Annotated in this window: 27 protein-coding genes and 1 tRNA gene; 12 read left to right on the top strand and 16 right to left on the bottom strand. The window is 73.8% G+C overall.

Annotated elements, in window-relative coordinates; translation table 11 throughout:
• Nucleotides 1–104: 104 nt before the first annotated feature.
• The gene (locus tag ACZ7MY_RS42345; protein WP_499611563.1) at nt 105–737 is read right to left on the bottom strand and encodes a TetR/AcrR family transcriptional regulator; all 633 of its coding nucleotides are present in this window, start codon (nt 735–737) and stop codon (nt 105–107) included.
• A gap of 89 nt (nt 738–826) precedes the next feature.
• Here ACZ7MY_RS42345 and ACZ7MY_RS42340 point away from each other — a divergent pair, with 89 nt between their 5' ends.
• The 3 genes from ACZ7MY_RS42340 (at nt 827) to ACZ7MY_RS42330 (ending at nt 4,437) form a co-directional block, all read left to right on the top strand.
• Nucleotides 827–2,203 carry a GH1 family beta-glucosidase gene (locus ACZ7MY_RS42340; protein ID WP_499611561.1) on the top strand — a complete coding sequence of 459 codons (1,377 nt, stop codon included), beginning with the start codon at nt 827–829 and terminating at the stop codon, nt 2,201–2,203.
• Nucleotides 2,204–2,297: 94 nt separating this feature from the next.
• The gene (locus ACZ7MY_RS42335) at nt 2,298–3,563 is read left to right on the top strand and encodes an MFS transporter (RefSeq protein WP_499611559.1); all 1,266 of its coding nucleotides are present in this window, start codon (nt 2,298–2,300) and stop codon (nt 3,561–3,563) included.
• Between the two features lie 319 nt (nt 3,564–3,882).
• Complete coding sequence (locus ACZ7MY_RS42330) at nt 3,883–4,437, top strand: HPP family protein (protein WP_499611557.1); 555 nt, start codon at nt 3,883–3,885, stop codon at nt 4,435–4,437.
• A 4-nt stretch (nt 4,438–4,441) separates the two neighbouring features.
• Here ACZ7MY_RS42330 and ACZ7MY_RS42325 read toward each other — a convergent pair whose 3' ends face one another.
• The 6 genes from ACZ7MY_RS42325 to ACZ7MY_RS42300 form a co-directional block, all read right to left on the bottom strand.
• A complete protein-coding gene (locus ACZ7MY_RS42325; RefSeq protein WP_499611555.1) occupies nt 4,442–5,833 on the bottom strand; it encodes an FAD-binding protein in 1,392 nt (463 codons plus the stop codon).
• A 269-nt stretch (nt 5,834–6,102) separates the two neighbouring features.
• A complete protein-coding gene (locus ACZ7MY_RS42320; protein WP_499611554.1) occupies nt 6,103–6,867 on the bottom strand; it encodes an alpha/beta hydrolase family protein in 765 nt (254 codons plus the stop codon).
• A gap of 235 nt (nt 6,868–7,102) precedes the next feature.
• Nucleotides 7,103–7,579 carry a hypothetical protein gene (locus tag ACZ7MY_RS42315; protein WP_499611552.1) on the bottom strand — a complete coding sequence of 159 codons (477 nt, stop codon included), beginning with the start codon at nt 7,577–7,579 and terminating at the stop codon, nt 7,103–7,105.
• 43 nt (nt 7,580–7,622) lie between these two features.
• Nucleotides 7,623–7,705, bottom strand: a tRNA-OTHER gene (locus ACZ7MY_RS42310).
• Nucleotides 7,706–7,812: 107 nt separating this feature from the next.
• Nucleotides 7,813–8,112 carry a hypothetical protein gene (locus tag ACZ7MY_RS42305; protein WP_499611550.1) on the bottom strand — a complete coding sequence of 100 codons (300 nt, stop codon included), beginning with the start codon at nt 8,110–8,112 and terminating at the stop codon, nt 7,813–7,815.
• A gap of 45 nt (nt 8,113–8,157) precedes the next feature.
• On the bottom strand, nt 8,158–8,892 hold the full coding sequence (locus tag ACZ7MY_RS42300; RefSeq protein ID WP_499611547.1) for a DUF4253 domain-containing protein: 735 nt from the start codon (nt 8,890–8,892) through the stop codon (nt 8,158–8,160).
• A 299-nt stretch (nt 8,893–9,191) separates the two neighbouring features.
• Here ACZ7MY_RS42300 and ACZ7MY_RS42295 point away from each other — a divergent pair, with 299 nt between their 5' ends.
• Nucleotides 9,192–9,575: a nuclear transport factor 2 family protein gene (locus tag ACZ7MY_RS42295; protein WP_499611545.1), complete on the top strand. Its 384-nt coding sequence runs from the start codon at nt 9,192–9,194 to the stop codon at nt 9,573–9,575.
• Here ACZ7MY_RS42295 and ACZ7MY_RS42290 read toward each other — a convergent pair.
• Complete coding sequence (locus ACZ7MY_RS42290) at nt 9,541–10,377, bottom strand: helix-turn-helix domain-containing protein (protein WP_499611542.1); 837 nt, start codon at nt 10,375–10,377, stop codon at nt 9,541–9,543. The two genes, ACZ7MY_RS42295 and ACZ7MY_RS42290, sit on opposite strands and share 35 nt — an antisense overlap.
• 61 nt (nt 10,378–10,438) lie before the next feature.
• Nucleotides 10,439–11,191 carry a class I SAM-dependent methyltransferase gene (locus ACZ7MY_RS42285; protein WP_499611540.1) on the bottom strand — a complete coding sequence of 251 codons (753 nt, stop codon included), beginning with the start codon at nt 11,189–11,191 and terminating at the stop codon, nt 10,439–10,441.
• A 100-nt stretch (nt 11,192–11,291) separates the two neighbouring features.
• Here ACZ7MY_RS42285 and sph point away from each other — a divergent pair, with 100 nt between their 5' ends.
• A complete protein-coding gene (sph, locus tag ACZ7MY_RS42280) occupies nt 11,292–12,293 on the top strand; it encodes a sphingomyelin phosphodiesterase (RefSeq protein WP_499611538.1) in 1,002 nt (333 codons plus the stop codon).
• Between the two features lie 52 nt (nt 12,294–12,345).
• On the opposite strand, the gene ACZ7MY_RS42275 is transcribed toward sph, so the two are convergent.
• From ACZ7MY_RS42275 to ACZ7MY_RS42265, 3 genes are all read right to left on the bottom strand, one after another.
• Nucleotides 12,346–13,173: an aldo/keto reductase gene (locus ACZ7MY_RS42275; protein ID WP_499611570.1), complete on the bottom strand. Its 828-nt coding sequence runs from the start codon at nt 13,171–13,173 to the stop codon at nt 12,346–12,348.
• 133 nt (nt 13,174–13,306) lie between these two features.
• Nucleotides 13,307–15,139 carry an AMP-dependent synthetase/ligase gene (locus ACZ7MY_RS42270; protein WP_499611535.1) on the bottom strand — a complete coding sequence of 611 codons (1,833 nt, stop codon included), beginning with the start codon at nt 15,137–15,139 and terminating at the stop codon, nt 13,307–13,309.
• A gap of 214 nt (nt 15,140–15,353) precedes the next feature.
• A complete protein-coding gene (locus ACZ7MY_RS42265; RefSeq protein ID WP_499611533.1) occupies nt 15,354–16,880 on the bottom strand; it encodes an MFS transporter in 1,527 nt (508 codons plus the stop codon).
• Nucleotides 16,881–17,004: 124 nt separating this feature from the next.
• On the opposite strand from ACZ7MY_RS42265, the gene ACZ7MY_RS42260 reads away from it, so the two are divergent.
• Nucleotides 17,005–17,979 carry an Lrp/AsnC family transcriptional regulator gene (locus ACZ7MY_RS42260; protein ID WP_499611531.1) on the top strand — a complete coding sequence of 325 codons (975 nt, stop codon included), beginning with the start codon at nt 17,005–17,007 and terminating at the stop codon, nt 17,977–17,979.
• Here ACZ7MY_RS42260 and ACZ7MY_RS42255 read toward each other — a convergent pair.
• The gene (locus ACZ7MY_RS42255) at nt 17,957–18,811 is read right to left on the bottom strand and encodes a LysR substrate-binding domain-containing protein (RefSeq protein WP_499611528.1); all 855 of its coding nucleotides are present in this window, start codon (nt 18,809–18,811) and stop codon (nt 17,957–17,959) included. The genes ACZ7MY_RS42260 and ACZ7MY_RS42255 overlap by 23 nt on opposite strands.
• Before the next feature lie 123 nt (nt 18,812–18,934).
• Here ACZ7MY_RS42255 and ACZ7MY_RS42250 point away from each other — a divergent pair, with 123 nt between their 5' ends.
• The gene (locus tag ACZ7MY_RS42250; RefSeq protein ID WP_499611527.1) at nt 18,935–19,987 is read left to right on the top strand and encodes a bile acid:sodium symporter family protein; all 1,053 of its coding nucleotides are present in this window, start codon (nt 18,935–18,937) and stop codon (nt 19,985–19,987) included.
• A gap of 32 nt (nt 19,988–20,019) precedes the next feature.
• Here ACZ7MY_RS42250 and ACZ7MY_RS42245 read toward each other — a convergent pair whose 3' ends face one another.
• Both ACZ7MY_RS42245 and ACZ7MY_RS42240 read right to left on the bottom strand, forming a co-directional pair.
• Nucleotides 20,020–20,391: a DoxX family protein gene (locus ACZ7MY_RS42245; RefSeq protein ID WP_499611524.1), complete on the bottom strand. Its 372-nt coding sequence runs from the start codon at nt 20,389–20,391 to the stop codon at nt 20,020–20,022.
• A 30-nt stretch (nt 20,392–20,421) separates the two neighbouring features.
• Nucleotides 20,422–21,276 carry an MBL fold metallo-hydrolase gene (locus tag ACZ7MY_RS42240; protein ID WP_499611522.1) on the bottom strand — a complete coding sequence of 285 codons (855 nt, stop codon included), beginning with the start codon at nt 21,274–21,276 and terminating at the stop codon, nt 20,422–20,424.
• Nucleotides 21,277–21,351: 75 nt separating this feature from the next.
• On the opposite strand from ACZ7MY_RS42240, the gene ACZ7MY_RS42235 reads away from it, so the two are divergent.
• The gene (locus ACZ7MY_RS42235) at nt 21,352–21,603 is read left to right on the top strand and encodes a hypothetical protein (protein ID WP_499611520.1); all 252 of its coding nucleotides are present in this window, start codon (nt 21,352–21,354) and stop codon (nt 21,601–21,603) included.
• Nucleotides 21,603–22,196 carry a histidine phosphatase family protein gene (locus tag ACZ7MY_RS42230; RefSeq protein WP_499611517.1) on the top strand — a complete coding sequence of 198 codons (594 nt, stop codon included), beginning with the start codon at nt 21,603–21,605 and terminating at the stop codon, nt 22,194–22,196. Before ACZ7MY_RS42235 ends, ACZ7MY_RS42230 begins: the two co-directional genes overlap by 1 nt.
• A gap of 29 nt (nt 22,197–22,225) precedes the next feature.
• Here the strand turns inward: ACZ7MY_RS42230 and ACZ7MY_RS42225 are convergent, their stop codons facing one another.
• Nucleotides 22,226–22,600: a cupin domain-containing protein gene (locus ACZ7MY_RS42225; protein WP_499611515.1), complete on the bottom strand. Its 375-nt coding sequence runs from the start codon at nt 22,598–22,600 to the stop codon at nt 22,226–22,228.
• Nucleotides 22,601–22,690: 90 nt separating this feature from the next.
• Here ACZ7MY_RS42225 and ACZ7MY_RS42220 point away from each other — a divergent pair, with 90 nt between their 5' ends.
• Genes ACZ7MY_RS42220 through ACZ7MY_RS42210 form a run of 3 tightly spaced genes read left to right on the top strand, consistent with a single transcriptional unit; the run spans nt 22,691 to nt 24,320 of the window.
• Complete coding sequence (locus tag ACZ7MY_RS42220; RefSeq protein WP_499611513.1) at nt 22,691–23,143, top strand: MarR family winged helix-turn-helix transcriptional regulator; 453 nt, start codon at nt 22,691–22,693, stop codon at nt 23,141–23,143.
• A 14-nt stretch (nt 23,144–23,157) separates the two neighbouring features.
• On the top strand, nt 23,158–23,325 hold the full coding sequence (locus ACZ7MY_RS42215; RefSeq protein WP_499611510.1) for a hypothetical protein: 168 nt from the start codon (nt 23,158–23,160) through the stop codon (nt 23,323–23,325).
• Complete coding sequence (locus ACZ7MY_RS42210) at nt 23,322–24,320, top strand: nucleotidyl transferase AbiEii/AbiGii toxin family protein (protein ID WP_499611507.1); 999 nt, start codon at nt 23,322–23,324, stop codon at nt 24,318–24,320. The genes ACZ7MY_RS42215 and ACZ7MY_RS42210 overlap by 4 nt, the downstream gene beginning before the upstream one ends.
• Nucleotides 24,321–24,397: the final 77 nt, after the last annotated feature.

Genomic DNA, 24,397 nt, shown 5'->3' with positions numbered 1-24,397 from the left:
ACCGAGGAGGTCACCGCCCGCAAGGGCTGACCCCCGCACCGGACGGCACCACCCACCGGAGCCCCGCGACGCCACCACGGCACCGCGGGGCTCCGTCGTGTCCGTCAACCGCCCAGGTAGCCGCGCAGCAGCCGCTTGCACTCGGCGATGAGCACCGGATCGCCCTCGGGGTCCCGGCGGAAGGCGAGCCGCAGGACCGCGTCGGCCGACTCGAGCGCGACGTGCAGCCGCACGCGGGCGGTCGCCTGGTCACCGTCGCCGAGCAGCCCGCCGACGAGGAACCAGAGCCGGTCGGCGACGGCCGCGTTGTTCTCCAGCACCGCGTCCAGGAGGTGGATGCTGCGGGGGTCCTCGCGGCCGATCGCCCCGAAGTCGACCACGCCGAAGCCCGGCACGGCGCGGCGCATCGCGACGTACTCCTCGACCGCCAGGTCCACCATCGCCCCGACCCGCCGCGGGCGTTCGGCCTCCACGCGGCGGGCGAGCCGGTCGGCGAAGTGCCCCAGGTTCCGTTCGGCCAGGGCGGCCAGCAGCCCGTCGACACCAGGGAAGAACTGGTACAGCGTGCCGATCGGGACATCGGCGCGCCGGGCCACCTCCTTGGTCGTGAGCGCCGGGTAGCCGACCTCGTCCAGCAGCCGCGCGCAGGCGTCCAGGATCCGGTCGAAACGTTCCCGGCTGCGCTGCTGCACGGGACGGCGGCGGAGCGGGGCGGACGGGTCGGGGGGTGCCTGCATGGTTCCACTCTGCCGGATCGGGTGTAGGTTGACGAGGCCCAACATGAGCTTGCCTCATGTTCTAGTGTTCGGTAGAGGAGAGGATCCCGATGTCCCCGCTTCCCGTCTCCTTCAACTGGGGTGCCTCCACCGCCGCCCACCAGATCGAGGGCGCCGTCGCCGAGGACGGCAAGGGGGCGTCGATCTGGGACACCTTCAGCGCCCGGCCCGGGGCGATCCGCGACGGGCACACCGGTGAGTCCGCCTGCGACCATTACCACCGCCACGCGGAGGACGTGGCGCTGATGAAGGACCTCGGGATCGACTCCTACCGCTTCTCGATCTCCTGGCCGCGCGTCCTGCCGGAGGGCCGGGGACGCGTCGAGCCGCGCGGACTCGGCTTCTACGACCGCCTGGTGGACGAGCTCCTCGCGGCCGGCATCACGCCCACGCCGACCCTCTTCCACTGGGACCTCCCGCAGGCGCTGGAGGACGAGGGCGGCTGGCTGAACCGGGACACGGCCCGCCACTTCGCCGAGTACGCGGCCGTCGTCGCCGGGCGCCTCGGCGACCGGGTCACACGCTGGATCACCCTCAACGAGCCCTTCGTCCACATGGTGTTCGGCCATGCCTTCGGCACCCACGCCCCCGGCCGCGCCCTGATGCTGGAGGCGCTGCCCGTCGCCCACCACCAGCTGCTGGCGCACGGGCTCGCCACCACCGCGCTGCGCGCGCACGCCGCGGCCCCCGCGCAGGTGCTGATCGCCAACAACTGCACCCCGGTCAGGACCCCCGAGGGTGCCACCGACGCCGACCACGCCGCCGCCGCGGCCTACGACGCCCTGCACAACCGGCTGTTCACCGACCCGCTGCTGCTCGGCGGCTACCCCGACCTGTCCGCGTACGGTCTGACCGACCCGACGTGGGGCGGCGTCGTCAGGGCGGGCGACCTCGACGTGGTCGCGGCGCCCCTCGACGGCCTGGGCGTCAACTACTACAACCCCACGTGGATCGCCGCCCCCTCGGCCGAGACAGGTCTGCCCTTCGACCTCCTGGAACCGGACGTCGCCGTCCCGGGCCGCCCGTACCCGCGCACCGCCTTCGGCTGGCCGGTGGTGCCGGACGGCCTCACCGAACTGCTCACCGGTCTCGACTCCCGCTACGGGGCCGCGCTCCCGCCCGTCTGGATCACCGAGAACGGCTGCTCCCAGACCGACCGGCCGGCGGAGGACGGCGAGATCAGGGACGAGGCCCGGATCGACTACCTCCGCACCCACATCGAGGCCGTCGAGGCCGCGCACGCCCGCGGGGTGGACGTCCGCGGCTACTTCACCTGGTCGCTGCTGGACAACTTCGAGTGGGCCGAGGGCTACCACCAGCGGTTCGGGCTCGTCCACGTCGACTACGCGACCCAGCGGCGGACGCCGAAGGCCTCGTACCACTGGTACCGGGAGCGCATCGCGCAGGCGCGCCGCACCGCGCCCTGATTCCCCCGAGTCCCTTGGCGCCCCACCGCCTCGGCACTACACTCGCGCGAACATGAGATGACCTCATGTTCTCGGGTGCTGCAGGGGGAACCGCATGCGCCACACCGGTGAGGACGCCGCCCACGTTCCGGACACCACGTCGGCCGAACCGGTCGTACGGGTCCGTCCGGCCTGGACCGCCCTGCTCAGCCTGGCCACGCTGGCCGTCTTCATGGCCTTCATGACCCCGATCCAGATCCTGCTGCCGCTGCAGCTGGAACACATCGACGCGGCGGGGAAGCACACCGCGCTGTCCTGGGTCACCGGCGCCGGCGCCCTGGTCGCGATGGTCGCCAACCCCTTGGCCGGTGCCCTGTCCGACCGGACGGCCTCACGCTTCGGGCGCCGCCGGCCGTGGATCGTCGGCGGCGCGCTGGCCGGGGCGGCCGGACTCCTGGTGACGGCGGGTCAGCACACCGGCCTGGGCGTGGCCCTCGGCTGGTGCCTCGCCCAGGCCGGGCTCAACGCCATGCTCGCCGGCGTCACCACGCCCATCGCCGACCGCGTGCCGGTCGCCCAGCGCGCCGAGGTCTCCGGATGGACGGGCATCACCCAGTCCCTCGGCCTGGTCGTCGGCGCCGTCGTCACGACCACGGTGGTCACCGGGGTCGCCTCCGGTTACGTGACGATCGCGCTGCTGACCGTCCTCCTCGCGCTGCCCTTCGTGCTCCGCTTCGGCGAACCGGCGCTGCCCCGCGAGCTGCGTCCGCCCCTCGACGCGCGCCGCCTGATCGCCGGCCTGTGGGTGAGCCCGCGCCGCCACCCCGACTTCGGCTGGGCCTGGCTGACCCGCTTCCTGATCAACCTGGGCAACGCCATGGGCACGCTCTACCTGCTCTACTACCTCACCGACTCGGTCCGCCTGGAGGACCCCGACTCCGGTGTACTCGTCCTCACCCTGATCTACACCCTGTGCGCGGCGCTCACCGCCGTGCCGGTGGGCGTGCTCTCGGACCGGGTGGGCCGCCGCAAGGGCTTCGTACGGCTCTGCGCCGTCGTCATGGCCCTCGGCGCGGTGCTGCTGGCCTGCGTCCACACCTGGCCCGCCGCCATGGCCGCCGCCGCGGTGCTGGGCGCCGGCTTCGGCGTCTACCTGGCCGTGGACCAGGCCCTGGTGACCCAGGTCCTCCCGGCCGCCGAGCACCGCGCCAAGGACCTCGGCGTCATCAACATCGCCAACTCCGGCCCCCAGGTTCTCGCCCCCGCCGTCGCCGCCCCCGTCATCGCCCACCTCGGCGGCTACACCGGCCTGTACCTCGCGACCGCGCTCGTCACCCTGCTCGGCGGTCTGCTGATCGCCAAGGTGCGCGCGGTCCGTTAGCGGCGCGCGGAGCCGGGGCCGAAGTCGGGGACCGCGACAACCGTGAGCAGCAGGTCCCCCTCGTAGGACCGGGCGTCGAGCGGGGGGTTCGCGAGGAGGAGCCGTGTCGCGCACGGATCGATAGAGGCCTTCGATCAAGCGATAGGAATGCGGTCTTGGACGCGGCACGTGCCGCGACGCGACGATCGAGGGCGTGATCCCCGTCGTCACGGAAGAGCCGCCGTGGGCCGGATACGGGGATGATCCCGAGGAGTCCCCATGCTGATTCCGCGTGCCCGGGGGGCCTGTGCCCCGTCCTGCCCCGAGACCGGTCGCCCTCATGGCGACTGACGCGTCCGGGGCGACCAAGACCGTCGACGTCGCGCCCGGCGAGGCGGAGCCGGCGCCGAAGCGCCGCGGCAAACGCCACCTGCCGCGGCTGCCCCCGCGCACGATCGCCTCGGCGGCCGTCACGACCTCCGTCGGACTGGCCGTGCTGGTGGCGCTGGGCACGCTCACCCACCAGACGGTGCTCGTGCCGCCGCTGGCGGCCACGATGGCCATCGTCACCGCGACCCCCGAATCCCCGCTCGCCCAGCCCCGCCACGTCATCGGCGGCCACATGGTCTCCTGCCTGGTCTGCTTCGGCGTGCTCGCCCTCGGCTGGCACGGGCCCTGGGCCGCCGTCGTGGGCTGCGGCATCGCCTGCGGACTCGTGCTGCTGCTCAAGACGCCCCATCCGCCGGCCATGGCCACCGCCGTCATGATCATGCTGACCGCCCCGTCCGCCACCCACTTCGTCCCCCTGCTGGCCGCGGGCGCGCTGCTCCTCGTCGTGGTGCAGATGGTCTCCGCCCGGCTGCGCCGCGAGGTCTACCCCACGTCGTGGTGGTGAGCGCTCAGCCCGCCGCCGGGATGTTGTGGTTGAAGCGGAACACGTTGCCGGGGTCGTACCGTGCCTTCAGCGCCTTCAGCCGGCGGTAGGTCTCCGGCGGGTACGCCGACGGCGTCCGCCCCTCGATCGCGTCCGCGTGGGACAGGAAGGCGGGGTGCCTGCGGTCGCCCGGCCGGGGCGACACGCGCTCGGTGAGTTCCGTGCCCGAGGCGGCGGTTCGCGCCGCCGCGCCGGGCGCCACGAACGTCAGCGTCAGCAGCGCGAAGGCGGCGTCCCGGTTGCCGACGGAGTTGGGCGTCCCGGACGGCGCGGCCAGCGCGCCGCCGAGGTGCCGTACGTCGACGATGTCGATCCGCGTCTCGGCGTCCGGGCCCACGGTGTCGAGGACGGCCTCGACGGCCTGCGGGGTCAGTTCGTCCAGCACGGCGAAGTGCTCGACGACGGCCCACGGTTCGGGGCCGTCGGGCACGATGCCCAGGCAGTCCGCGAAGGGCATCTCCGTCACCGTGTCCGCGAGCAGCGGTGCCGCGTACCGCATCGGCGCGACGAGCCGGGCACCCTCCGCGGCCTGCGCGAGGCAGGAGACGCGGACGTTCACGGTGAGCGTGCCGCGCATGAATTCGGGGAGGAACGGCACGTCCGGCATCCGCATCAGGGCGAAGGAGGAGGTGACCTCGTCCGGCGCGTCGGCCGTGAAGTCCCGGTAGGCGCGCAGGACCTGCCCGGCGTGCTCCCCGGCGTAGTAGAGGTTGCCCGCGTAGAGCTGTGTCACCGGGAACAGCGTGAACGCCATGGCGGTCACCACGCCGAAGTTGCTCTTGCCGCCCAGCAGCGCCCAGTAGAGGTCCGGCTCCTCGTGCGGCGCGACCCGCCGCAGTTCGCCGTCGGCGGTGACCACGTCCATGGCCTGCACGTGATCGGCCGCCCAGCCGTAGGCCCTGGCCATGCCGATGCCCAGTCCGCCGCCCAGCGTGTAGCCGACCACGCCGACCGACGGTGACGACCCCACCTGCGGCGCGAGGCCCTCGCGCGCCGCCGCGTCGACCACGGGGCCCCACAGGGTCCCCGCCTCGACGTGCGCCGTCCGGGCGCCCGCGTCGACGCGCACCCCGTTCATGCGCCGCGTGGTGATCAGCACCCCCTGGTCCATCGGCAGCGACGGCCCGTGCCCGGTGGTCAGCACACCCACCGGCAGCCCGTGCTCCCCGGCGAACCGCACGGCGGCCTGTACATCGGCCGGCGTCGCCGCACCCACGACCACCTGCGGCCGGTGCGCCACGGCCAGGTTCCCTCTCGCGCACTCGGCGGCGTACTCCTCGTCCCCGGGCGTCAGCACCTGGCCCGAGACGGCGGACGCCAGCTTCCTGACGTCCTGTTCAAAGGGAAGTTCGGTCATGGTTGCCTCCAGAGGGGCTCGTCGCCACAACTGGAACAATTACATGCAAACGGTAAAAAAGAGCCACGTGGACTGCCAATTACTACTGAGTCAAGACCACGGAACGGACGCCTCCGTCCCGGATCGTGAGACGCTCGGTGGCGCGTCCCGCAGGATCACCGGCTCTCCGGCGAGCACGGGCCGCGCGTGACGCGTTCGGCCGTACCCGCACGGACGGATGCCGCGGTCGCGGCGCCCGGACGACCCGCCGGACGCCGCGACCGCGCAGGTCACGCCGAGGCGGTGACCGCCGCGCCGAGGTGCCGGGCGAAGAAGCGGACCGCGCTGTCCGCCTCGAAGCGGGGCAACTCCTTGTGCGTGCCCGAGTTCACGTGCAGGGACTTCTCCTTCGAGGCGAAGGCGTCGAACAGCGCGAGACCCTCCTCGCGGGAGATGTGCTCGTCGTCCCACTGCAGGTCGAACTCGACCGGGACGGTGATCCGCCGCGCCTTCGCGGCCAGGACGTCGGGCCAGTGCTGGCCGAAGACCGCCGCCGTGACCCGGGGTTCGGCCGCCACGAACGGCACGCCGATCGCGGTGCCCATGTTGATGCCCCAGTAGCCGACCGGCCGGCCGGCGCCGATCTCCGGAAGTTCCTGGAGGGCGTCCAGGAGCGCCCGGTACTCGGGGACGGCGAGCTCCGCCAAGTGGTCGTTGTAGCGGACGACGATCGGGCCCTCCGGCTCGCCGGCCGCCCGCGCCCGGAACAGCTCGGCGACCTCCGCCTCGTCGTGCGCCGTGCGCGGGCGGTCGCCGTGCCCGGGTGCGTCGAGGACCGCGACGTGGAAGCCGCAGCCGGTCACCAGGCGCTCCGCCCGGCCGGACATCGCCGGGTGCTTCTTGTGGTTGCCGCCGCCGTGGCCCATCAGGACCAGCGGCGCGATCCCTTCACGGGAGGCCGGCGACCAGAGGACACCGGGGACCCCGGCCACGGTGAAGTCGCGCTCGAGCACGCCGTTCGACGAGGACTCGGCGGTGAACTGCAGGGAATGCATGGGTGTTGCCTTTCGGGAGTGCCTGGTTGTCGAGGCGCTCCCGGCGACACCTACGTCAGTCGCCAGACCGTGACGGCAGGGGGGAGCACCCACGGGGAACCGCGTTCATGGGTCTCACCTCCTCCGGCGACGTCACGTGCAGGCGAAGCTAGCAGAGCGGCCATCGGCGCGCCCGCGCATTTCCGCCCCCGATCCGTGGACATGCTCCACGGCGCCGCATCGCCGAGGCGCCGGGTCAGGCGATCCAGTCCTCGCCGCACCGATGCCGGTCCAGCCCCACGGCCGAGAACTCGTCCTCACCGCCGCCGGCCACCACGCCCAACCGCCGCAGCGCCTGGGAGATCGGACTGCCCTCAGGCGGAAAGGGCCGGCCTTCCGCCACATCGAGCGGCCCCAGCACGAGGGTGCCCCGGTCCCACACGGCGGCTCGCTGCTCGCCCACACCGCCGAAGTACTCGGCCTCCACGTACGCCACCGGCCCAGCGGCCGACCAGTCGGCGAGGCTCCTCTCGAGCCCTTCCGGCAACGGCGAGAAACCGGAACCGCCGTCCCCGCCGACCCCGCCGTCCGTGACGGGGCCGAGCAGGGCGTCGGACAGCGGCAGCAGCGACAGGCCCTGCCCGATCGACGCCGCCCGGGCGCCGGGCAGCTCCCTCACCATGGCACCCAGCACCGCCTGTCCGGCGATCAACGCCCGCAGGTCGTACGCCATCCCCACGCCTTTCCCGGATCGGAGGTCCCGCCCCACCCCGGGGTGGTCATCGCCCGGATTCGAACCGGGGTACCGCATCGGGCGAGCCCGCGTACGGCGTCCTGGGCCGCTGGACGACGCATGACCGGTCGCAGCGTACCCGCCCGCCCGGGAACCTCGCCTCACCGTTGTTCTGTGTCAGTCCGGGTGAGTTGCCCGGACCGGGGGGAGCACACCGGTGCCGGGCTGCCGCATCAGTCCGGGTCGTCGAGTCCCATTCGCCGCCTGAGCGCGGCGCGTATGGACCGGTCAGCGACGGCCATCGTCGAGTAGACGGCGCCCAGGACAGGACCGAAGACCAGGGCGACCAGCACCGATCCGGGTTCCTCGGCGAACAGCAGTCCCCCGAGGCTGGTGGGTACGGCGATGCAGACGCCGAAGCGCACCGGGTGCCGAGCCACCCATTTCTGGAGGCGGGTTCGCGGCAGACCGGCCCCTGTCCGCCGTTCGACAGCCAGGTAGATCCCCATCAGTGACGTCCTCGGACTGTCCATCCGGCACATGCTACGGAAGGCGAACTGGCCGGCCGTCTCCGGTGGTCAGTCCCACCAGAGCCGCCAGTCACGACGCTCCATCAGTTCCGCGGGATAGGTGTCCCAGTCCATGGTGGGGTCCGCGTAGAAGACGTCGAGGCAGGCGAGGTACTGCTCCGCGGTGAGGACGGCAGCCTGGTCGAGCGACGCCGGCGGCGCCGCCACGGAGAGGTACAGCGAACTGTGCCCGAACCCGACCACACGGAGGCCGAAGCGGTCCTCCCACGACCGGAGCACGGCCGACAGTTGCTCGGGCGTCATGCGGTTCGACATCCAGTACCAGCCGACGGCGGCCGGCACATCGGCGCCCCTGCCGACCTGCACCAGCGCGAGGCACCGGGCCTGGCCTCCACGCACGAGCCGGTCCGCCAGTTCGCCGGCGGCCCTTCCGACGGCATCCGCGTCCGCCGCCGCACCGGGCCCCGCCAGACCGGGCCACTCCGTGAAACGGGGCCACGGCTGTTCCTTCCACGTCTCGCGGAAGTACGCGACCGCATCGGCGTCCGCCCCATACGCACCCGCGCGGGGCTCGAAGGAATCGTCCCGGTACTCCAGCAGAACCGGGTACAGGCCCGAACGACCGTGATCGGCGTAAAGGCGCTTCCACCACTCGGCGGCGTCCGGGACGGGCCCGTCGCTCAGCCACACCAGCGGATGGTGCGCCAGGTCCGAGCGCACGGTGGTCCCCGGTGGCAGGTCCGGCCACATGGTGGCGGGGTCTTGGTGCAGCGGCATCGACATGGCCGGACTCTACGAGGCGGGTCCGACAATCCACGGACGGAGCCGGGGCGGCGCTGCGGGCGGAGCACCATCTGCTCCCGGGCCGGCGGCCCGGCGGCGCCGGTCCTTCCGCGGTCGTCGCTCGTCGACACGCCCCTTTGATCTGCGAGGGACGGCACGACTCCTGCCGGTCGGCCATGACCCGTGAGGTAATCGACCCCGCCCCCTCGGCAGGGGCATGGTGGTCGTACCGGGCGGGCGGGGTGGCGCACTCCACCCCGCCCGGCCGGGCCCAGACCGTCCGGACGAGGAGGACCGTGATGTCGCAGAACCGCTACGAGGCCGCCGTGGCCCGCTACTTCGAGGCATGGAACAGCACCACGGACGCGGAGGCGCGGGCGAAGGCCGTGGCCGCCGCGTGGGTGGAGGACGGCACGTACACCGACCCGTTGGCGCAGGTGGCAGGGCACGAGGGCATCGGGGCGCTGATCGCCGGGGTGGGGGAGCGGTTCCCCGGGTTCGTGTTCACGCCCGTGGGGGAGGTGGACGGGCACCACGACGTGGCGCGCTTCGCCTGGGAGCTGGGACCGGCCGGTGCGGAGCCCGGTGCCGCGCCGGTCGCCGGCTCCGACGTGATCACGCTCGCCGAGGACGGCCGGATCCGTTCCGTCAGCGGCTTCCTGGACCGGCTGCCCCCGGCGTGAGGGCCCGGAGGGCGGCGGCGGTCTCCGGGTCGGCGGGCAGGAAGGTCTCGACCGCCAGCTCGGAGACCGTGACGTCCATGGGGGTGTTGAAGGTGGTGGCGGTGGAGATGAAGGACAGCACCCGGTCGCCGTGCTCGATCCGCATCGGCAGGGCGAAGGGGAAGACCTCGGTGTCGTCCCCCGGTGCGGGGGCGGCGGGGTCCTCGGCGTGGCCGGCCGGGGCGGGGTAGGAGGTCAGCTCCTCGTACAGGGCACGCAGCGGCTCGTGGCCGCTCATCGTGATCTGACGCTCGATCCGTTCCAGCAGGTGCCCGCGCCATGGGCGGAAGTTGCGGATGCGTGGTGCCATGCCCTCGGGGTGGAGCGTGACGCGCATGGCGTTGAGCGGTGGCTGCAGCAGGTGCGGGGCGACGCCCTCCAGCAGGGCGCCCACGCCCTGGTTGGCGGCGACGACGTCGTACATGCCGTCCAGGACCAGCGCGGGGTACGGCTCGTAGGCCGCCAGGAGACGGTCGAGGCCCTCGCGCAGCGGGTGCATCGCGGGGTCGCCCAACGGGGTCTCCGGGTACGCGGGGGCGTAACCGGCGGCGATGAGAAGCGCGTTGCGCTCGCGGACCGGTACGTCGAGGTGCTCGGCGAGCCGCAGGACCATGCCCTGGCTGGGCCGGGAGCGCCCGGTCTCGATGAAGCTGATGTGCCGGGCCGAGCTGTCGGCGCGCAGGGCGAGTTCCAACTGGCTGACGCGCCGCCGCTCCCGCCAGCCGCGCAGCAGCGTCCCCACACCCGCCGTGGTCGTCGTCATGCCCCGACCGTAACCCAGGTGCGGGGGCCGGTGCCGTCGGGAATCCTGCCGGCCGGACTGCTCAACGAGCCGCCGTTGTAGGGGAGTCCTTGGTGAGTGCGAGGAGGCGGTAGACCGGGTCGGGGCGGGCGGTGTCCGGGGCGGGGAGGGCGGCCAGGCGTGCGGCGAGGGTCTGCGTGTCGCCGTCGCGCAGGGAGAGCGCGGAGGCGAACTCGCCCGCCGCGATCCGGGTGGCGAGGTCGTGGGGGGCGCGGCCCTGGCCGTGGCCGGTGAAGCGGGCCCCGCCCGCCGGGCGCAGGCCGTGCGCGGCGGCCTGACGTACCACCCGTTCCTCCGCGTCGTACGCCTCCCGGGTGCGGTACGGCGCGAGGAGCGCGTCGACGTCGCTGCCCACGTCGTGCCCGGCGTCCTTGTCGACGGTGGTGACGAGCACCCCGCCGGGCCGCAGCACCCGGGCGCACTCGGCGATCACCGCGGCCGCGTCCGGCAGCAGGTGGAGCACCCACACCGCCGTCACCGCGTCCAGCGAGGCGGTCGCGAACGGCAGCCGGTGCACGTCCCCTTGGACGATCCCCGGCCCCACCCGGCCGGCGGAGAGCCGGGCCATGGCCAGGGCGGCGTCGACGCCGAGCACCCGCAGCCCGGGCCGGCCGGTGTAACGGGCCGTCACCAGGCCGGTGCCGCAGCCGATGTCGAGCACGGTACGGGCCGGGCTGGGTATCAGCCCGAGCACGGCGCCGGCCGCCGCCTCGGCGCGGGGGACGCCGCCGCGGGTGGCGTCGTAGATCGCGGCCTGCTCCTCGTAGTCCAGCACGCCCGTAGGCTAGCCGCCTGCCATCTACCCGGCGGTAACCGGCTGCCCCTAGTCTCACGCTGTCCCCGCGACCGAGCTCCACCCGACTCCAGGAGAGCCCGTGAGACACGGCAGAGCCGCCGCGTGCGCCCTCGTCCTGCTCCTCGCCTCGTCCGCCGGCACGGCAACCGCCGCCGGAACCGCCGCCGCGGTCCCCGCCCCGGCCCCCACCCCGACCGCCGCCGCACCCCAACTGCGCCTGGTCACCAGCAACGTGATGATGCTGCCGCGCACCCTCTACCCCAACTGGGGCCAGTTGGAGCGCGCCGACCTGATCGCCGCCTCCGGCTACGTCCGGGGCGCCGACGTCGTGGTCTTCCAGGAGGCGTTCGACAACGGGGCGTCCGACCGGCTGCAGGCGAACCTCAGGGACCGCTACCCCTACCAGACCCCGGTGCTGGGCCGGTCCAGGAGCGGCTGGGACCGTACCGAGGGCGCGTACAGTTCGCTCACGCCCGAGGACGGCGGGGTGACGGTGCTCAGCAAGTGGCCGATCCTGGAGAGGGTCCAGCACGTGTACGGCGACGCGTGCGGCGCGGACTGGTTCTCCAACAAGGGCTTCGTCTACGTCGTCCTCGACGTGAACGGCACCCGGGTCCACGTCGTGGGCACCCACACCCAGGCCGACGACTCCGCCTGCGGCAGCGGTGTGGCCGCCAGCGTGCGCGCCGCGCAGAACCGGGAGATCGACGCCTTCCTCGACGCCCGTGCGATCCCCGCGGCCGAGCCGGTGGTCGTCGCGGGCGACCTCAACACGGACGCGGGCGGCGCCGAGTACGCCCGCATGCTCGCCGACCTGGACGTGGCGCCGCCCGACGCCGCCCCGGGCCCGGCCGACAGCTTCGACCCGGCGACCAACTCCGTCGCCCACGACCGCTACCCCGACGACCCCGCGCAGCGCCTGGACCACGCGCTCCTGCGCAACGGCCACGCGCGCCCGGCGCGCTGGGACAACCGGGTGCTCGACGAGCACTCCCCGCGGTGGTCGGTCACCAGCTGGGGCACCACCTACACCTTCGACGACTACTCGGACCACTACCCGGTCGTCGCGGGCGACGTCTGAGCACGCCCGGGCGCGGCGGCCAGCCGGGCCGCCGCCCCGCGGCGTGCGCGCGTCAGTTGAAGGAGAACGGGTCCGGGCCGAGGCGCCCGCCGTCGTCGAGGGCGTCGATCGCGGCCAGGTCCTCGCCGTCGAGCTCGAAGCCGAAGACGTCGATGTTCTCGCGGATCCGCGACGGGGTCACGGACTTGGGGATCACGACGTTGCCGAGCTGGAGGTGCCAGCGCAGGACGACCTGGGCCGGGGTCCTGCCGTGCTTGGCGGCGACGGCGGCGAGCGCCGGCTCGTCGAGGAGGCCGCGGCCCTGGCCGAGCGGTGACCAGGCCTCGGTGGCGATGCCGTGACCCGCGTGGAAGGCCCGCAGTTCGCCTTGCGGGAGGTGGGGGTGCAGCTCGACCTGGTTGAGGGCGGGTACGACGCCGCCCTCGTCGAGCACCCGCTGCAGATGGGCGACCGGGAAGTTCGACACCCCGATGGCCCTGGCGCGGCCGTCGGCGTGGATCTTCTCCAGGGCGCGCCAGGTCTCCTGGTACAGGCCGCGGGCCGGGGCCGGCCAGTGGATCAGGTAGAGGTCCACGTAGTCCAGGCCGAGCTTGCCGAGGGAGGCGTCGAAGGCGCGCAGGGCGTTGTCGTGGCCCTGGTCGGTGTTCCACAGCTTGGTGGTGACGAACAGTTCCTCGCGCGGGACGCCGGACGCGGCGATGGCGCGGCCGGTGCCGTGTTCGTTGCGGTAGAGCGCGGCGGTGTCGATGCTGCGGTAGCCGGCCTCCAGGGCCGTGGCGACCGCGGTGGCGGCCTCGTCGTCCGGGACCTGCCAGACGCCGAAGCCGAGCTGCGGCATGGTCACGCCGTTGTTCAGGGTGATGTCGGGAACCTTGCTCACGGTCAGGTCGTCCTCACTTCGTCGGAGCCGGACTCGCAATTCGTTCATCGTACAACGATCTCCGCGGCGGAGGCATTCCCGGGCGCCGCGGGTGTCCCGGGCATCGCGGGCGCCGCTCCGCGCCGGGGTCGCCCTACGAGTGGTAGAGGGCCTCGATCTCGCGGTTGTACGCCTTCTCTATCGCCCTGCGCTTCAGTTTGAGCGACGGCGTGAGCAGCCCGCCCTCCTCGGAGAACTGCCCGGCCAGGATGCGGAAGGTGCGGATCGACTCGGCCTGGGAGACGAGCGTGTTGGCGGCGACGACCGCCCGCCGGATCTCCGTCTCGAGGTCGGGGTCCCGGATCAGCCTGGCGATCGGCAGCTGCGGCTTGGCCCGCATGGCCAGCCAGTGCCCGATGCCCTCGGGGTCGAGGGTGATCAGCGCGCCGATGAAGGGCCGGTCGTTGCCGACGACGACGCACTGCGAGACCAGCGGGTGGGAACGCACCCGGTCCTCCAGCACCACCGGCGAGACGGACTTGCCGCCGCTGGTCACCAGGATCTCCTTCTTCCGCCCGGTGATGGTGAGGTAGCCGTCCTCGTCGAGGGCGCCGAGGTCTCCGGTGGCGAGCCAGCCGTCGTGCAGCACCTCCGCGGTGGCCTTGGGGTTGTTGAGGTACTCGCCGAAGACCTGCCCGCCGTACACCCAGATCTCGCCGTCGTCGGCGATGTGCACCGTGGTGCCCGGGATGGGCAGGCCCACCGTGCCGAAACGTGTCTGCTCGGGCGGGTTGGCGACCGCGGCGGCCGTGCTCTCGGTGAGCCCGTACCCCTCGAAGATCCGCACGCCCGCGCCGTCGAAGAAGAGCCCCAGCTGCCGGTCCATCGCCGAGCCGCCGGAGAAGGCGTGCCGGACCTTGCCGCCGAGGGCGGCGCGCACCTTGCCGTAGACCAGCTTCTCGTACAGCTGGTGCTGCATCCGCAGCGAGGTGCTGGGGCCGGGGCCCGTGCCGAAGGCCCGGGCCTCCATCGCCTCGGCGTGCCGCACCGCCACCTCCACGGCCTTCTCGAAGGGCCCGAGCCTGCCCCCCGCCTCGGCCTTGCGGCGGGCGCCCTGGAAGACCTTCTCGAAGACGTACGGCACGGCGAGCACGAAGGTCGGCCGGAAGGAGGCCATCGCCGGCAGCAGTTCGGCCGCGGCCAGGTTGGGCTGGTGGCCGAGCCGGACCTTCGCGCGGACGGCCGCCACCTCCACCATGCGCCCGAAGACGTGGGCGAGCGGGAGGAAGAGGAGTGTGGACGCCTCGTCGCCGCGCTTGCTGTGGAAGACCGGCTCGTACCGGGCGACGACGTTGTCGCTCTCGGCCATGAAGTTGCCGTGGGTGATCACGCACCCCTTGGGGCGGCCGGTGGTGCCCGAGGTGTAGATGATCGTCGCGATGGAGTCCGGGGTGACCGCCGTGCGGTAGCGGTGCACCAGCTCGTCGTCGACGCCGTGGCCGTGCCGGGCCAGTTCGGACAGCGCGTCGGAGTCCAGTTGCCACAGCCGCGTCAGATGGGGGAGTTCGTCGACGACCGCGCCGATCGTCATCGCGTGGTCCTCGTGCTCGACGACGCAGGCGACCGCCTCGGAGTCGTGCAGCATCCAGCGGACCTGGTCCGAGGACGAGGTGGGGTAGATGGGGACGGGCTGGGCGCCGATCGCCCACAGCGCGAAGTCCAGCACGGTCCACTCGTAGCGGGTACGGGACATCAGGCCGACCCGGTCGCCGAAGCGGATGCCCTGGGCGAGCAGGCCCTTGGCCACCGCGAGGACCTCGTCGCGGAACCCGGCGGCGGTGACGTGCTCCCAGTCCGCGTCGTCCGCCTTGCCGCGGCGGCTCAGCACGATCCGGTCCGGCTCTTCGTCGGCATTGACGAACACCGCGTCCGCCAGACCGCCGACCTGGGGTGCCGTCACCAGTGGGGGAATGGTGAACTCGCGCAACGTCGCTCCTCGACCACTTGGGCGGTCACAGAACGTACCCGATACCACGTGCGCTGGGGAGGGGTGTGACATTCGGCTGTGAAGGCCCGCGTGGGCTCCCTCACACCGGCGTGACGAGCCGATTCCCGGTTACCGCAAGGAACATGGCGCCGGAGGGCGGTTTCCGGGCGGACCCGGGTCCGCCCGGACTCTGCACCAAATCCCCTCGCGGGGATCACGGCCGCTCTACAGCCCCCACCGGCTCGGGGGCCGCCGCCGGCGCCGCGCCGCCCGGCCGTTCGCGGACGAGGACGAGGACGACCGCGCCCGCCAGCAGGCCGGCGACCCCGGCCGCCAGGGCCGCCGCGTCCAGGCCCGCGGCGAAGGCGGCGTGCAGCGCGTGGTCCGCCGCCGCGCGCTGCTCGGAGGGGACCCGGGCCAGCAGTTCCCGGGCGCCGCCGCCCGCGAGGGCGCGGGCCGTGTCGTGCGGGGCGGGGGCACCGGACGCGCTCAGCGAGTGCTCCATGCGCGTGGAGAGCAGGGTGCCGAACACGGCGACGCCGAGGGCGTACCCCAGTTGCCGGAAGGTGTTGACGGCGCCGCCCGCCATGCCCGCGCGCCGTGGCGGAACGGAGGCCAGCGCCGCGCCCGCGATGGCCGGGTTGACCAGCCCGACGCCGAGGCCCGCCAGCACCAGGCCGGCGGTCAGCGCGCCCCAGCCGGAACCGGCGTCCAGCAGCGTCTGGGCCAGCGCACCGGCCCCGATGAGCACCATCCCGCCGCCGATCACCAGCCGGTACGACGCCCCGTGCAGGAAGCGGCCGCCGACTGCGGAGGCGACGAAGGCCGCCAGCGCCAGGGGTATCAGCACCAGTCCGCCGCGGACCGGGCTCAGCCCGAGCAGCGTCTGCAGCCACAGCGAGGTGTAGGGCAGGAAGCCGAAGGCCGTCCCGCTGAGCGCCAGCGCGCCGACCATGATCGCCGTGAAGGAGGGGTTGCGGAACAGCGCCAGGTCCAGCATCGGCTGCTCCGCACGCCGCTCCACCGCCACGAAGACCACCAGCGCCGCCACCGCGCCGGCGAACGTCCACGCCGTACGGGCCGACGCCCACCCGGCCTCGTCCGCGCGGATCACCGCGAAGGTGAGCAGCCCGGCGAAGGCGGTGAAGGACGCCGTGCCCGGCCAGTCGATGCGGGCCCCGCCGTGGCCCCGCGACTCCTTCACCACCCGCAGTGTCAAGGCGATCGCCGCGACGCTCACGGGCAGGTTGACGTAGAAGATCCAGCGCCAGTCCAGCGCCTGGGTGAGCAGCCCGCCGAGCACCGGGCCGAGCGCCGCCGCCGCGCCGCTGACCGCGCCCCACACGCCCAGCGCCACCGAGCGGTCGCGGCCCTCGTAGGCCGCGCCGAGCAGCGAGAGCGTCGTGGCGAACATCGCCGTCGCGCCGACCCCCTGCACCGCCCGCATCGCCACCAGGACCCCCGCGCCGGGAGCGAGTCCGCAGGCGAGGGAGGCCGCCGCGAACAGGGCCGTGCCCGCGACGTACATCCTGCGCCGGCCGATCACGTCGGCCGCCGAGCCGGCGCCCAGCAGCAGCGCGGCCAGTGCCAGCGCGTAGACGTCGATCATCCACTGGAGGTCGGAGAGCGACGCGTCCAGGGCGTCCGCGATGTCCGGCAGCGCGACGACGACGATCGTCACGTCGATGAGCAGCATGAAGGTGCCCAGACAGACCGCCATCAGCGGTCCCCACTTGCGCATGGTCCTTCTCCGTTCCGTTCTTCCGTTCCGTGGAGGGTCCTCCGTACCATCGCGAGTGGGCCCGGACTTCTTCCAGCCACGGGCGCCATCGCGAAGGAATCCGACACGAACAGAGAGAAGGCGCATGGATTCCCACACACTCGACGAGCTGGACATGCGGCTGGTGCACGCCCTGCAGCTCGACGGGCGCGCCCCCTTCAGCAGGATCGCCGAGGTCCTCGGCGTCTCCGACCAGACCGTGGCCCGCCGCTACCGGCGGCTCCGCGGCGACTTCGGGATGCGCGTGCTCGGACTGCCCGAACAGGAACTCCTGGGACGCACCCGCTGGGCGCTGCGGCTGCGCAGCACCCCCGAGGCCGCCGAGTCCCTCGCCAAGGCGCTGGCCCGGCGCGACGACACCGCCTGGATCTCCCTGATGTCCGGCGGCACGGAGGTGATGTGCGTGACCCGCCCGCGCAGCCACGACGAGCACGACGCGCTGCTCCTCGGGCGCCTGCCGCGCACCCCGAGCATCGTCGAGATCGGCGCGCACAGCATCCTGCACACCTTCTACGGCGGCGCCCTCGGCTGGTTCGCCAAACGCGGCGCGCTCAGCGCCGAGGAGGTCGCCGCGCTGCGGCCGCCGCCGCCCGAGCCGCCCTCCGGCACGGTCGTCCTCGACGCCACCGACGAGGCGCTGCTGGCCGTCCTGGCCCGGGACGGCCGCGCCTCCTACCCCGAACTCCACCGCACCACCGGCCTGTCGGAGTCCGCGGTCAAGCGCCGGCTGGAGCAACTGCGCGGCTCGGGCGTGCTCTACACCGACGTCCAGCTCGACACGGCGTGGATCGGGCACGACACCCGCGCCATCTTCTGGATCACGGCCGCGCCCGCCGCACTCTCCTCCGTCGGGCAGGCGCTGGCCGCGCACCCCGAGACCGCCTACGTCGCCGCCACCACGGGAGCGTCCAACCTCGTCGCCGTGGTCATCTGCAGCAGCACACCGCAGCTCTACCGCTACCTCAGCGAGTGCGTCGGCGCCCTGGACGGGGTCCGGCACGTGGAGACCGTGCCGTCGCTGCGCCTGGTCAAGCAGATCACGACCGAAGGGATCCGCTGAGGATCGCCGCCGCGAGGGCGTCCGCCGCCTCCTGCGCCGCGGGCCGCCGCCGCCCGTGCAGCAGCACGAAGTCGACGCCGCCGAGCTCCGGCAGCCCGGCACGGGCCGGCACCCGCACCAGGCCGGGCGGGATCAGCCCCTCGGCGTGCGCCATCACCCCGAGTCCGGCACGCGCGGCGGCCACCAGCCCGCTCAGCGAGCCGCTGGTGCACGCGATGCGCCACGCACGGCCGCCCCGCTCCATGACCTCCAGGGCCCGCGCCCGGGTGATCGCGGGGGCCGGGTACAGGATCAGCGGTACGGGCCGCTGGGGCTCGGGGCGGTAGCGTTCGCCGGCGATCCACACCAGCCGGTCGCTCCACACCAGCTGGCCGTGGGTGTCCCCGGACGCGCGCTTGCCGAGCATCACGTCCAGGCGGCCGGCGGCCAGCTGCCGGTGCAGGGTGGCCGACAGCTCCACCGTCAGCTCCAGGTCGACCTCGGGGTGGTCGCGCCGGAAGCCCTCCAGGATCTCGGGCAGCCGGGTCAGGACGAAGTCCTCCGAGGTGCCCAGGCGCAGCCGGCCGCGCAGCCGGGTGCCCGCGAACCACCCCGCCGCGCGCTCGTTCGCCTCCAGGATCGTCCGGGCGAAGCCCAGCATGGCCTCGCCGTCCTCGGTCAGTTCCACGCTGTGCGTGTCGCGCGTGAAGAACCGCCGGCCGGCGGCCTCCTCCAGCTTGCGCACGTGCTGGCTCACCGTCGACTGGCGCAGGCCGAGCCGGCGGCCGGCCTGCGTGAAGCTCAGCGTCTGGGCCACGGCGACGAAGGTCCGCAGCTGCACCGGATCGAACACACGGCCAGCCTACCGCCCCCATCGCGATACGTGATGACAGTGAGTGCGGTCAAAGTCATTTACGATCGCCCGGTCAGCGGGCACTCTGGAGAGGGTCCCGTCCAGCACCGATGAGGAACCACCATGCGCCGCCTGCGTTACCCGTCCTGGCTCCCTGTGGACCCGTACATCGCGGCGCTGCTCGGCACCGTACTCCTCGCGGCGCTGCTGCCCGCCCGGGGCACCGGCGCACACCTCGCAGGCGGGGCGTCCACCGGGGCGGTGGGGCTGCTCTTCTTCCTCTACGGCGTGCGCCTGTCCACCCGTGAGGCGATGGACGGACTGCGCCACTGGCGCCTGCACGGCACCGTGCTGGCCGCCACCTTCGTCGCCTTCCCGCTGCTCGGCCTGGCCTCGGGCTCACTCGTGCCGTACCTGCTGACGCCCGAGCTGCACACCGGGCTGCTCTTCCTGTGCCTGGTGCCCTCGACCATCCAGTCCTCGATCGCCTTCACCTCCGTCGCCCGCGGCAACGTGGCCGCCGCCATCTGCGCCGGCTCCTTCTCCAGCCTCGCGGGGCTCGTCCTCACCCCGCTGCTGGCCGCGCTGCTGCTCGGCGGGAGCGGCGCGGGCCTCTCGGCGGACGCGGTGCTCGGCATCGTGCTGCAGCTGCTGGTGCCCTTCGTGGCGGGCCAGCTGCTGCGGCGCTGGATCGCCGGCTTCGTCACCCGCCACAAGAAGGTCCTCGGCCTGGTCGACCGGGGCTCGATCCTGCTGGTCGTCTACACGGCGTTCAGCGAGGGCGTGGTGCGCGGCATCTGGCACCAGGTCACGCCGCTGCGCCTGCTGGGGCTGCTGCTCGCCGAGGCCCTGCTGCTGGCCGCGATGCTCGGCCTGACCTCGTACGGCTCGCGCCGGCTCGGCTTCCCCCGCGAGGACCGGGTGACCATCGTCTTCGCCGGGTCGAAGAAGAGCCTGGCGGCCGGACTGCCCATGGCCTCGGTCCTGTTCGGGGCCCAGGCCGGGCTGATGGTGCTGCCGCTGATGCTCTTCCACCAGATGCAGCTGATGGTGTGCGCGGTCCTCGCCAAGCGCTGGGCACGGCAGGCGGAGGCCGCGCAGGCCGCTGAGGCCGCCGCGCCCGCCGCCGCCCCGGCCGTCGCGCGGTCCCGGGAGGTCGTGGCCGGCCGCAGGTGAACCGGGCCCGGCCGGCCCGGCGGCGGGCCCGCTCAGCGCAGGGCGCCGACCACGAGGACCGCGAGCGCCATCGCCAGGAACAGCGCGTAGGCGACCAGGGCGCGCCCGCGGTCACCGTGGCGCAGCTGGCGCAGCAGCACCCAGGCGAAGATCCCCGCCTCCAGCGCCGCCCCGGCGACGCCGGCGGTCGGGTGCCACAGCCCCACGAGCACCGCCACGGCGCCGAGCGTGTGCAGGGTGCCGAGCAGGGTGACCACCCACAGGCGCCGCCCCTCCAGGACGCCCAGCCGGGTCAGCTCGTCGAGCCGTTCCAGGCCGGGCCGCGCGCGCATCAGCTGGGCGACCGCGGAGGGGACGACCTCCAGCAACAGGAGGACGGTCAGCGCGACGGCGAGGGCGAACACCCGGACAGTCTGCCGGACGTTCGAAGGCGCTCAGTCCGTGCGGCAGATGACGAACCCCGGGTAGGGGTGGCGGCCGGGCCGGTCGCCGATCTCCTCGACCGCCCGCCGGACCTCGCGGAGCTGGTCCACGCTCATCTCCAGCGGCGGCTCGTCGGGCTGGTGGGTGGTGCGGACGGGGTAGTCCACGCCCGGCTCGCGGGTCATCTCGATGTGGCAGCCCAGCACATGGGTGACCGGGCGTTCCGCGGCGAAGGCGACCAGCCGGTCGAGGGTGCGGCGGAAGGCGGGCCAGTCCTCGACGTACAGCCGGCCCGGGTAGACGGTGTCGCCGGTGAACAGGAAGCCCGTCGCCGGGTCGTAGTAGGTGACGGCGGAGGCGTGGTGGCCGGGGGTGGCCAGGCACTCCAGGACCCGTCCCCCGAGGTCCAGGCGTGCCACGCGGTCGGGGTCCTGGGTGAGGCCGAGGAAGTCCCAGGCGTCCTCGCGGTCGGCCGGCACCACGACGGTGTCCGGGCGGCCGGCGAACTGCGCGTCCCCCGCGACGTGGTCGCCGTGGGCGTGGGTGTGCAGGACCAGCAGTTCGTAGCCCGGCCGCTGCAGGGCGGGCGGGCGCAGTTCGAACAGCTCGTCCACGACCTCCCGCAAGGGGAAGAACTCCTCCTCCGCGGTGGCCCCGGTGTCCAGGAGCACCGCGCGGTCGTCCCCGAAGAGCAGGAAGAGGAACGGCGCCTCGTAGTGGACCGCCTTGTTCTGCCGCAGGACGAAGGTGCGTTCGTCGTACTCGAACACCTGGATGTCCGGGTCGGTGTTGTGCTTCGCCGACGGCGACCCGTGGATCCAGCGCACGTCGAGCGGCTCCGGTGCCGAAGGGGCGGACGCGTTCATCGGATCTCCTTCGGGCGGTCGTGCCGCGGGGGCATCGTTTTGTGCGCCCCGCGGGTCGGGAGGGACACTGTCCACGTGACCTCGGAGGCAGCGGTGGCGACGCACGTCCACCCTAGCGGCGACCCCGCCCCGGACCGCGACGCCGGCCGGGCGTCCGGTACGGCGGCGCCGGAGCCGCCGGGCACCGGCACCGGCCACGAGGGCCACGGCGCCGCCGCGCACCGGCCCGCGCACCGCCGCGGGCAGGGACACCGCGCGTCCCGCGCATTCCTCAGCGAACCCGACGGCAACGACACCGGGGCCGTCCCCACGGAGGTGGCTCCCTGATGGCTCCGCGCCTCGTGCTCGTCCGGCACGGCCAGACCGAGTGGTCCCAGACCGGCCAGCACACCGGCAGGACCGACATCCCGCTCACCGAGGAGGGCCGGGAGGCCGCCCGCCTGCTGGGCAAGCGGCTGTCCCGCGCCCCCTGGCACGACTTCCCGGGCGCCCGGGTCCGCACCAGCCCCCTTCAGCGCGCCCGCGACACCTGCGAACTCGCCGGTTTCGGCGACCGGGCGCAGACCTGGGACGCGCTGCGCGAGTGGGACTACGGCGAGTACGAGGGCCGTACGTCCCCGGAGATCCGGGAGGAACGCCCCGGCTGGGTGATCTGGCGCGACGGGGTCGTCGGCGGCGAGACCTCGTGGCAGGTCGCCAACCGCGCGGACGAGGTGGTGGCCTGGGTCAAGGAGGAGGACAGCGACGCGGTCGTCTTCGCCCACGGACACTTCCTGCGCACCCTGGCCGCCCGCTGGCTGCGGCTGGACCCGATGCGCGGCATGGTGCTGAGCCTGGCCCCGGCGTCGCTGTCGGTCCTCGGCTGGGAGTACGGCGACCCCGCGATCACCCTCTGGAACGACACCGCCCACCTGCAGTGACGCGCTGACCCGCGGGGTGCCCGCCGGCGTCAGCGGGCCCAGGGCGGGCTGATCCGCGACCCGTCGGCGAGCACCGCCTCCAGACCCACCCCGGTGGTCACCCACACGGAGGCGGGGCCGTCACCCGGGTTCTCCAGGGCCAGGCGGGAGCCGGCGGGCGCCGTGGCGACGTCACCGGGGGACAGTTCGTACGCCTCCCCGTCGATGGTCAGGCGCGGACCGCCGGACAGGACGAGGAAGACCTCCTCGCGGCTGATGGTGTGCGCGGGACCGGCGGTCCCGGCGGGCACCTCGCCGCGCCACGCGCACAGTTCGGTGCTGCCGGTGGCGGTGCGGGCGTACGACACGAAGCGGACCCCGTGCAGGTCGTGGACGACGGCGTCGGCGGAACGGACGACGGGCATGCGGACTCCTGTTCCCGGATAGGCAAGCAACTTGAGCAAGTTGCTTGCCTATATGCTCAAGCTGCTTGCGCACTGTGTCAAGGTGGCCGCATGAAGGACGAAGAGGCCCTGGCCATGGCCCTGGGCGTGAACCTGCTCGCCGCCGCCGGAGCCCTCACCGCCGCGATCCACGACGGCGTCGTCAGCCGCGGCTTCCACGACCTGCGGCCCGCCCACGGCTTCGCCTTCGCCCGGATGGCCGCGGGCGGCGCGACCGTCACCGAACTCGCCGCGCACCTCGGGGTGACCCGCCAGGCGGCCGGGCAGCTCGTCGACGAACTCGATGCCAAGGGCTACGCGGAACGCCGCCCCCATCCGGACGACGCCCGGGCCCGGCTGGTCGTCCTCACCGACCGCGGCCGTGCCTGCACCCGAGCCGCCGACCAGGCCGCCGCCGAGGCGGTACGCCCCTGGGCCGGCGTGCTCGGCGAGGACCGCCTGCGCGCCCTCGTCGCGGACCTCGGCCGCCTCGCCCCGGGCGGCCCGGTCCGTCCGACGTGGTAGGCGGGACCCCGGCGGTGGGCGTCACCGGCGACTTCGAGACCCACGGCACGCCGCCCGTGCTGACGCGGCGCGGCCGCGGCGCCCTGCCCGCGCAACGCGTCGCCGCCGAGCGCTGCCGCGACGTCGGCCGCCCCGAAGCACGGCAGCGGCCCGGCCGGATCGACGAGGGGCGGGGCCGGTGACCGCCCCCGAGGGGCGGGACCCGGCGGCCGTCGCCCGGCGGGCCGTCCTCGACCACCTGCTGGGCCTCGTCGCGCGGTCCCCGCTGGCCGACTACCTCGTGCTGCGCGGCAGCATGGTGATGCCTGCCTGGGTCGGAGCCGCCGCCCGCGAACCGGGCGACCTCGACTGGATCGTCCCGCCCTCCCTCGCGGTGCCGATCGACCCGCTCCACCCGCCCCCGTACGTCGACGAGCGGGCCGCCGTGCAGCAGTGGCCGGAGGCCGCCGACGGCGCCGCCCGCCCCGAGATCTGGGCGGACGAGGAGTTCGGCACCGGCGGGCAGCGGGCCCACGTCCCGCCCGAGGGCCTGCACTGGATCGTCGACCCGGAGACGGACGGCTCGGACGCCCCGGACGGCCCGCCCGGCGAACTGCTCGAACTGGTCAGGGCCCACCCCGACGCCGCCCCCGGCGTACGCCTCGACCCGGAGGGCGCCCGCGACGACGGCAGTTGGACCTACGCGGAGTACGACACGCCCGGCGTGCGCCTCGTCGTCCCCTGGCACGCGGACGGACTTCCCCCGGGCGAGGTGAGCCTGGACTTCGCCCGCGACGAACGGCTCCCCGAGCCGCCCGTCCTGACCGCCGTACCGCGCGCCGACGGCGGGCCGCCGGCCGTGGTGCTCACCCCGAGCCGTGAACTCTCCCTCGCCTGGAAGCTGTTGTGGCTGCAGGCCGACGCCGCCGCTGAGGGCCGGGCGCAGGGGAAGGACCTCTACGACGCGGTCCTCCTCGCCGAGTCGCCCGACACCGCCCTCTCCGCACGCCTGCTGCACCGGGTGATGAGCCGTGAGCCCGGCCATCCCGCGTCCGCTCCCCGCCTCGCCGAGGTCGCCCCGCACTCCGTCGACTGGGACGCCTTCCGTGCCGTCCACCCCCACGTCACGGGCACGGCCGCGGACTGGCTCGACCGCCTGTCACGCGCGCTGGACGGTGTTCTGGCAGACCGTCACTGACGTCCCGGCCGCCGCCGGGCGCCGCCCGGCGGGCCACGGAGATGTGCCGTCATCCGGATGCCCGGGAGCCGGGTGGT

It is taken from the genome of Streptomyces sp. NPDC111520, assembly GCF_055635295.1.
Note: the sequence above shows the minus strand (reverse complement) of the source record. Positions and strands in the feature narration are given on the sequence as shown.

Excerpts from the sequence above, each read along its gene's own strand:
- ACZ7MY_RS42225 (WP_499611515.1), bottom strand. The coding sequence starts at position 22,600 with ATGCCCGTCGTCCGTTCCGCCGACGCCGTCGTCCACGACCTGCACGGG.
- ACZ7MY_RS42260 (WP_499611531.1), top strand. The coding sequence starts at position 17,005 with ATGGATTCCCACACACTCGACGAGCTGGACATGCGGCTGGTGCACGCC.
- ACZ7MY_RS42290 (WP_499611542.1), bottom strand. The coding sequence starts at position 10,377 with ATGACGACGACCACGGCGGGTGTGGGGACGCTGCTGCGCGGCTGGCGG.
- ACZ7MY_RS42250 (WP_499611527.1), top strand. The coding sequence starts at position 18,935 with ATGCGCCGCCTGCGTTACCCGTCCTGGCTCCCTGTGGACCCGTACATC.
- ACZ7MY_RS42325 (WP_499611555.1), bottom strand. The coding sequence starts at position 5,833 with ATGACCGAACTTCCCTTTGAACAGGACGTCAGGAAGCTGGCGTCCGCC.
- ACZ7MY_RS42305 (WP_499611550.1), bottom strand. The coding sequence starts at position 8,112 with ATGGACAGTCCGAGGACGTCACTGATGGGGATCTACCTGGCTGTCGAA.
- ACZ7MY_RS42295 (WP_499611545.1), top strand. The coding sequence starts at position 9,192 with ATGTCGCAGAACCGCTACGAGGCCGCCGTGGCCCGCTACTTCGAGGCA.
- ACZ7MY_RS42335 (WP_499611559.1), top strand. The coding sequence starts at position 2,298 with ATGCGCCACACCGGTGAGGACGCCGCCCACGTTCCGGACACCACGTCG.
- ACZ7MY_RS42340 (WP_499611561.1), top strand. The coding sequence starts at position 827 with ATGTCCCCGCTTCCCGTCTCCTTCAACTGGGGTGCCTCCACCGCCGCC.
- ACZ7MY_RS42265 (WP_499611533.1), bottom strand. The coding sequence starts at position 16,880 with ATGCGCAAGTGGGGACCGCTGATGGCGGTCTGTCTGGGCACCTTCATG.
- ACZ7MY_RS42330 (WP_499611557.1), top strand. The coding sequence starts at position 3,883 with ATGGCGACTGACGCGTCCGGGGCGACCAAGACCGTCGACGTCGCGCCC.
- ACZ7MY_RS42220 (WP_499611513.1), top strand. The coding sequence starts at position 22,691 with ATGAAGGACGAAGAGGCCCTGGCCATGGCCCTGGGCGTGAACCTGCTC.
- ACZ7MY_RS42240 (WP_499611522.1), bottom strand. The coding sequence starts at position 21,276 with ATGAACGCGTCCGCCCCTTCGGCACCGGAGCCGCTCGACGTGCGCTGG.
- ACZ7MY_RS42320 (WP_499611554.1), bottom strand. The coding sequence starts at position 6,867 with ATGCATTCCCTGCAGTTCACCGCCGAGTCCTCGTCGAACGGCGTGCTC.
- ACZ7MY_RS42230 (WP_499611517.1), top strand. The coding sequence starts at position 21,603 with ATGGCTCCGCGCCTCGTGCTCGTCCGGCACGGCCAGACCGAGTGGTCC.
- ACZ7MY_RS42300 (WP_499611547.1), bottom strand. The coding sequence starts at position 8,892 with ATGTCGATGCCGCTGCACCAAGACCCCGCCACCATGTGGCCGGACCTG.
- ACZ7MY_RS42315 (WP_499611552.1), bottom strand. The coding sequence starts at position 7,579 with ATGGCGTACGACCTGCGGGCGTTGATCGCCGGACAGGCGGTGCTGGGT.
- ACZ7MY_RS42345 (WP_499611563.1), bottom strand. The coding sequence starts at position 737 with ATGCAGGCACCCCCCGACCCGTCCGCCCCGCTCCGCCGCCGTCCCGTG.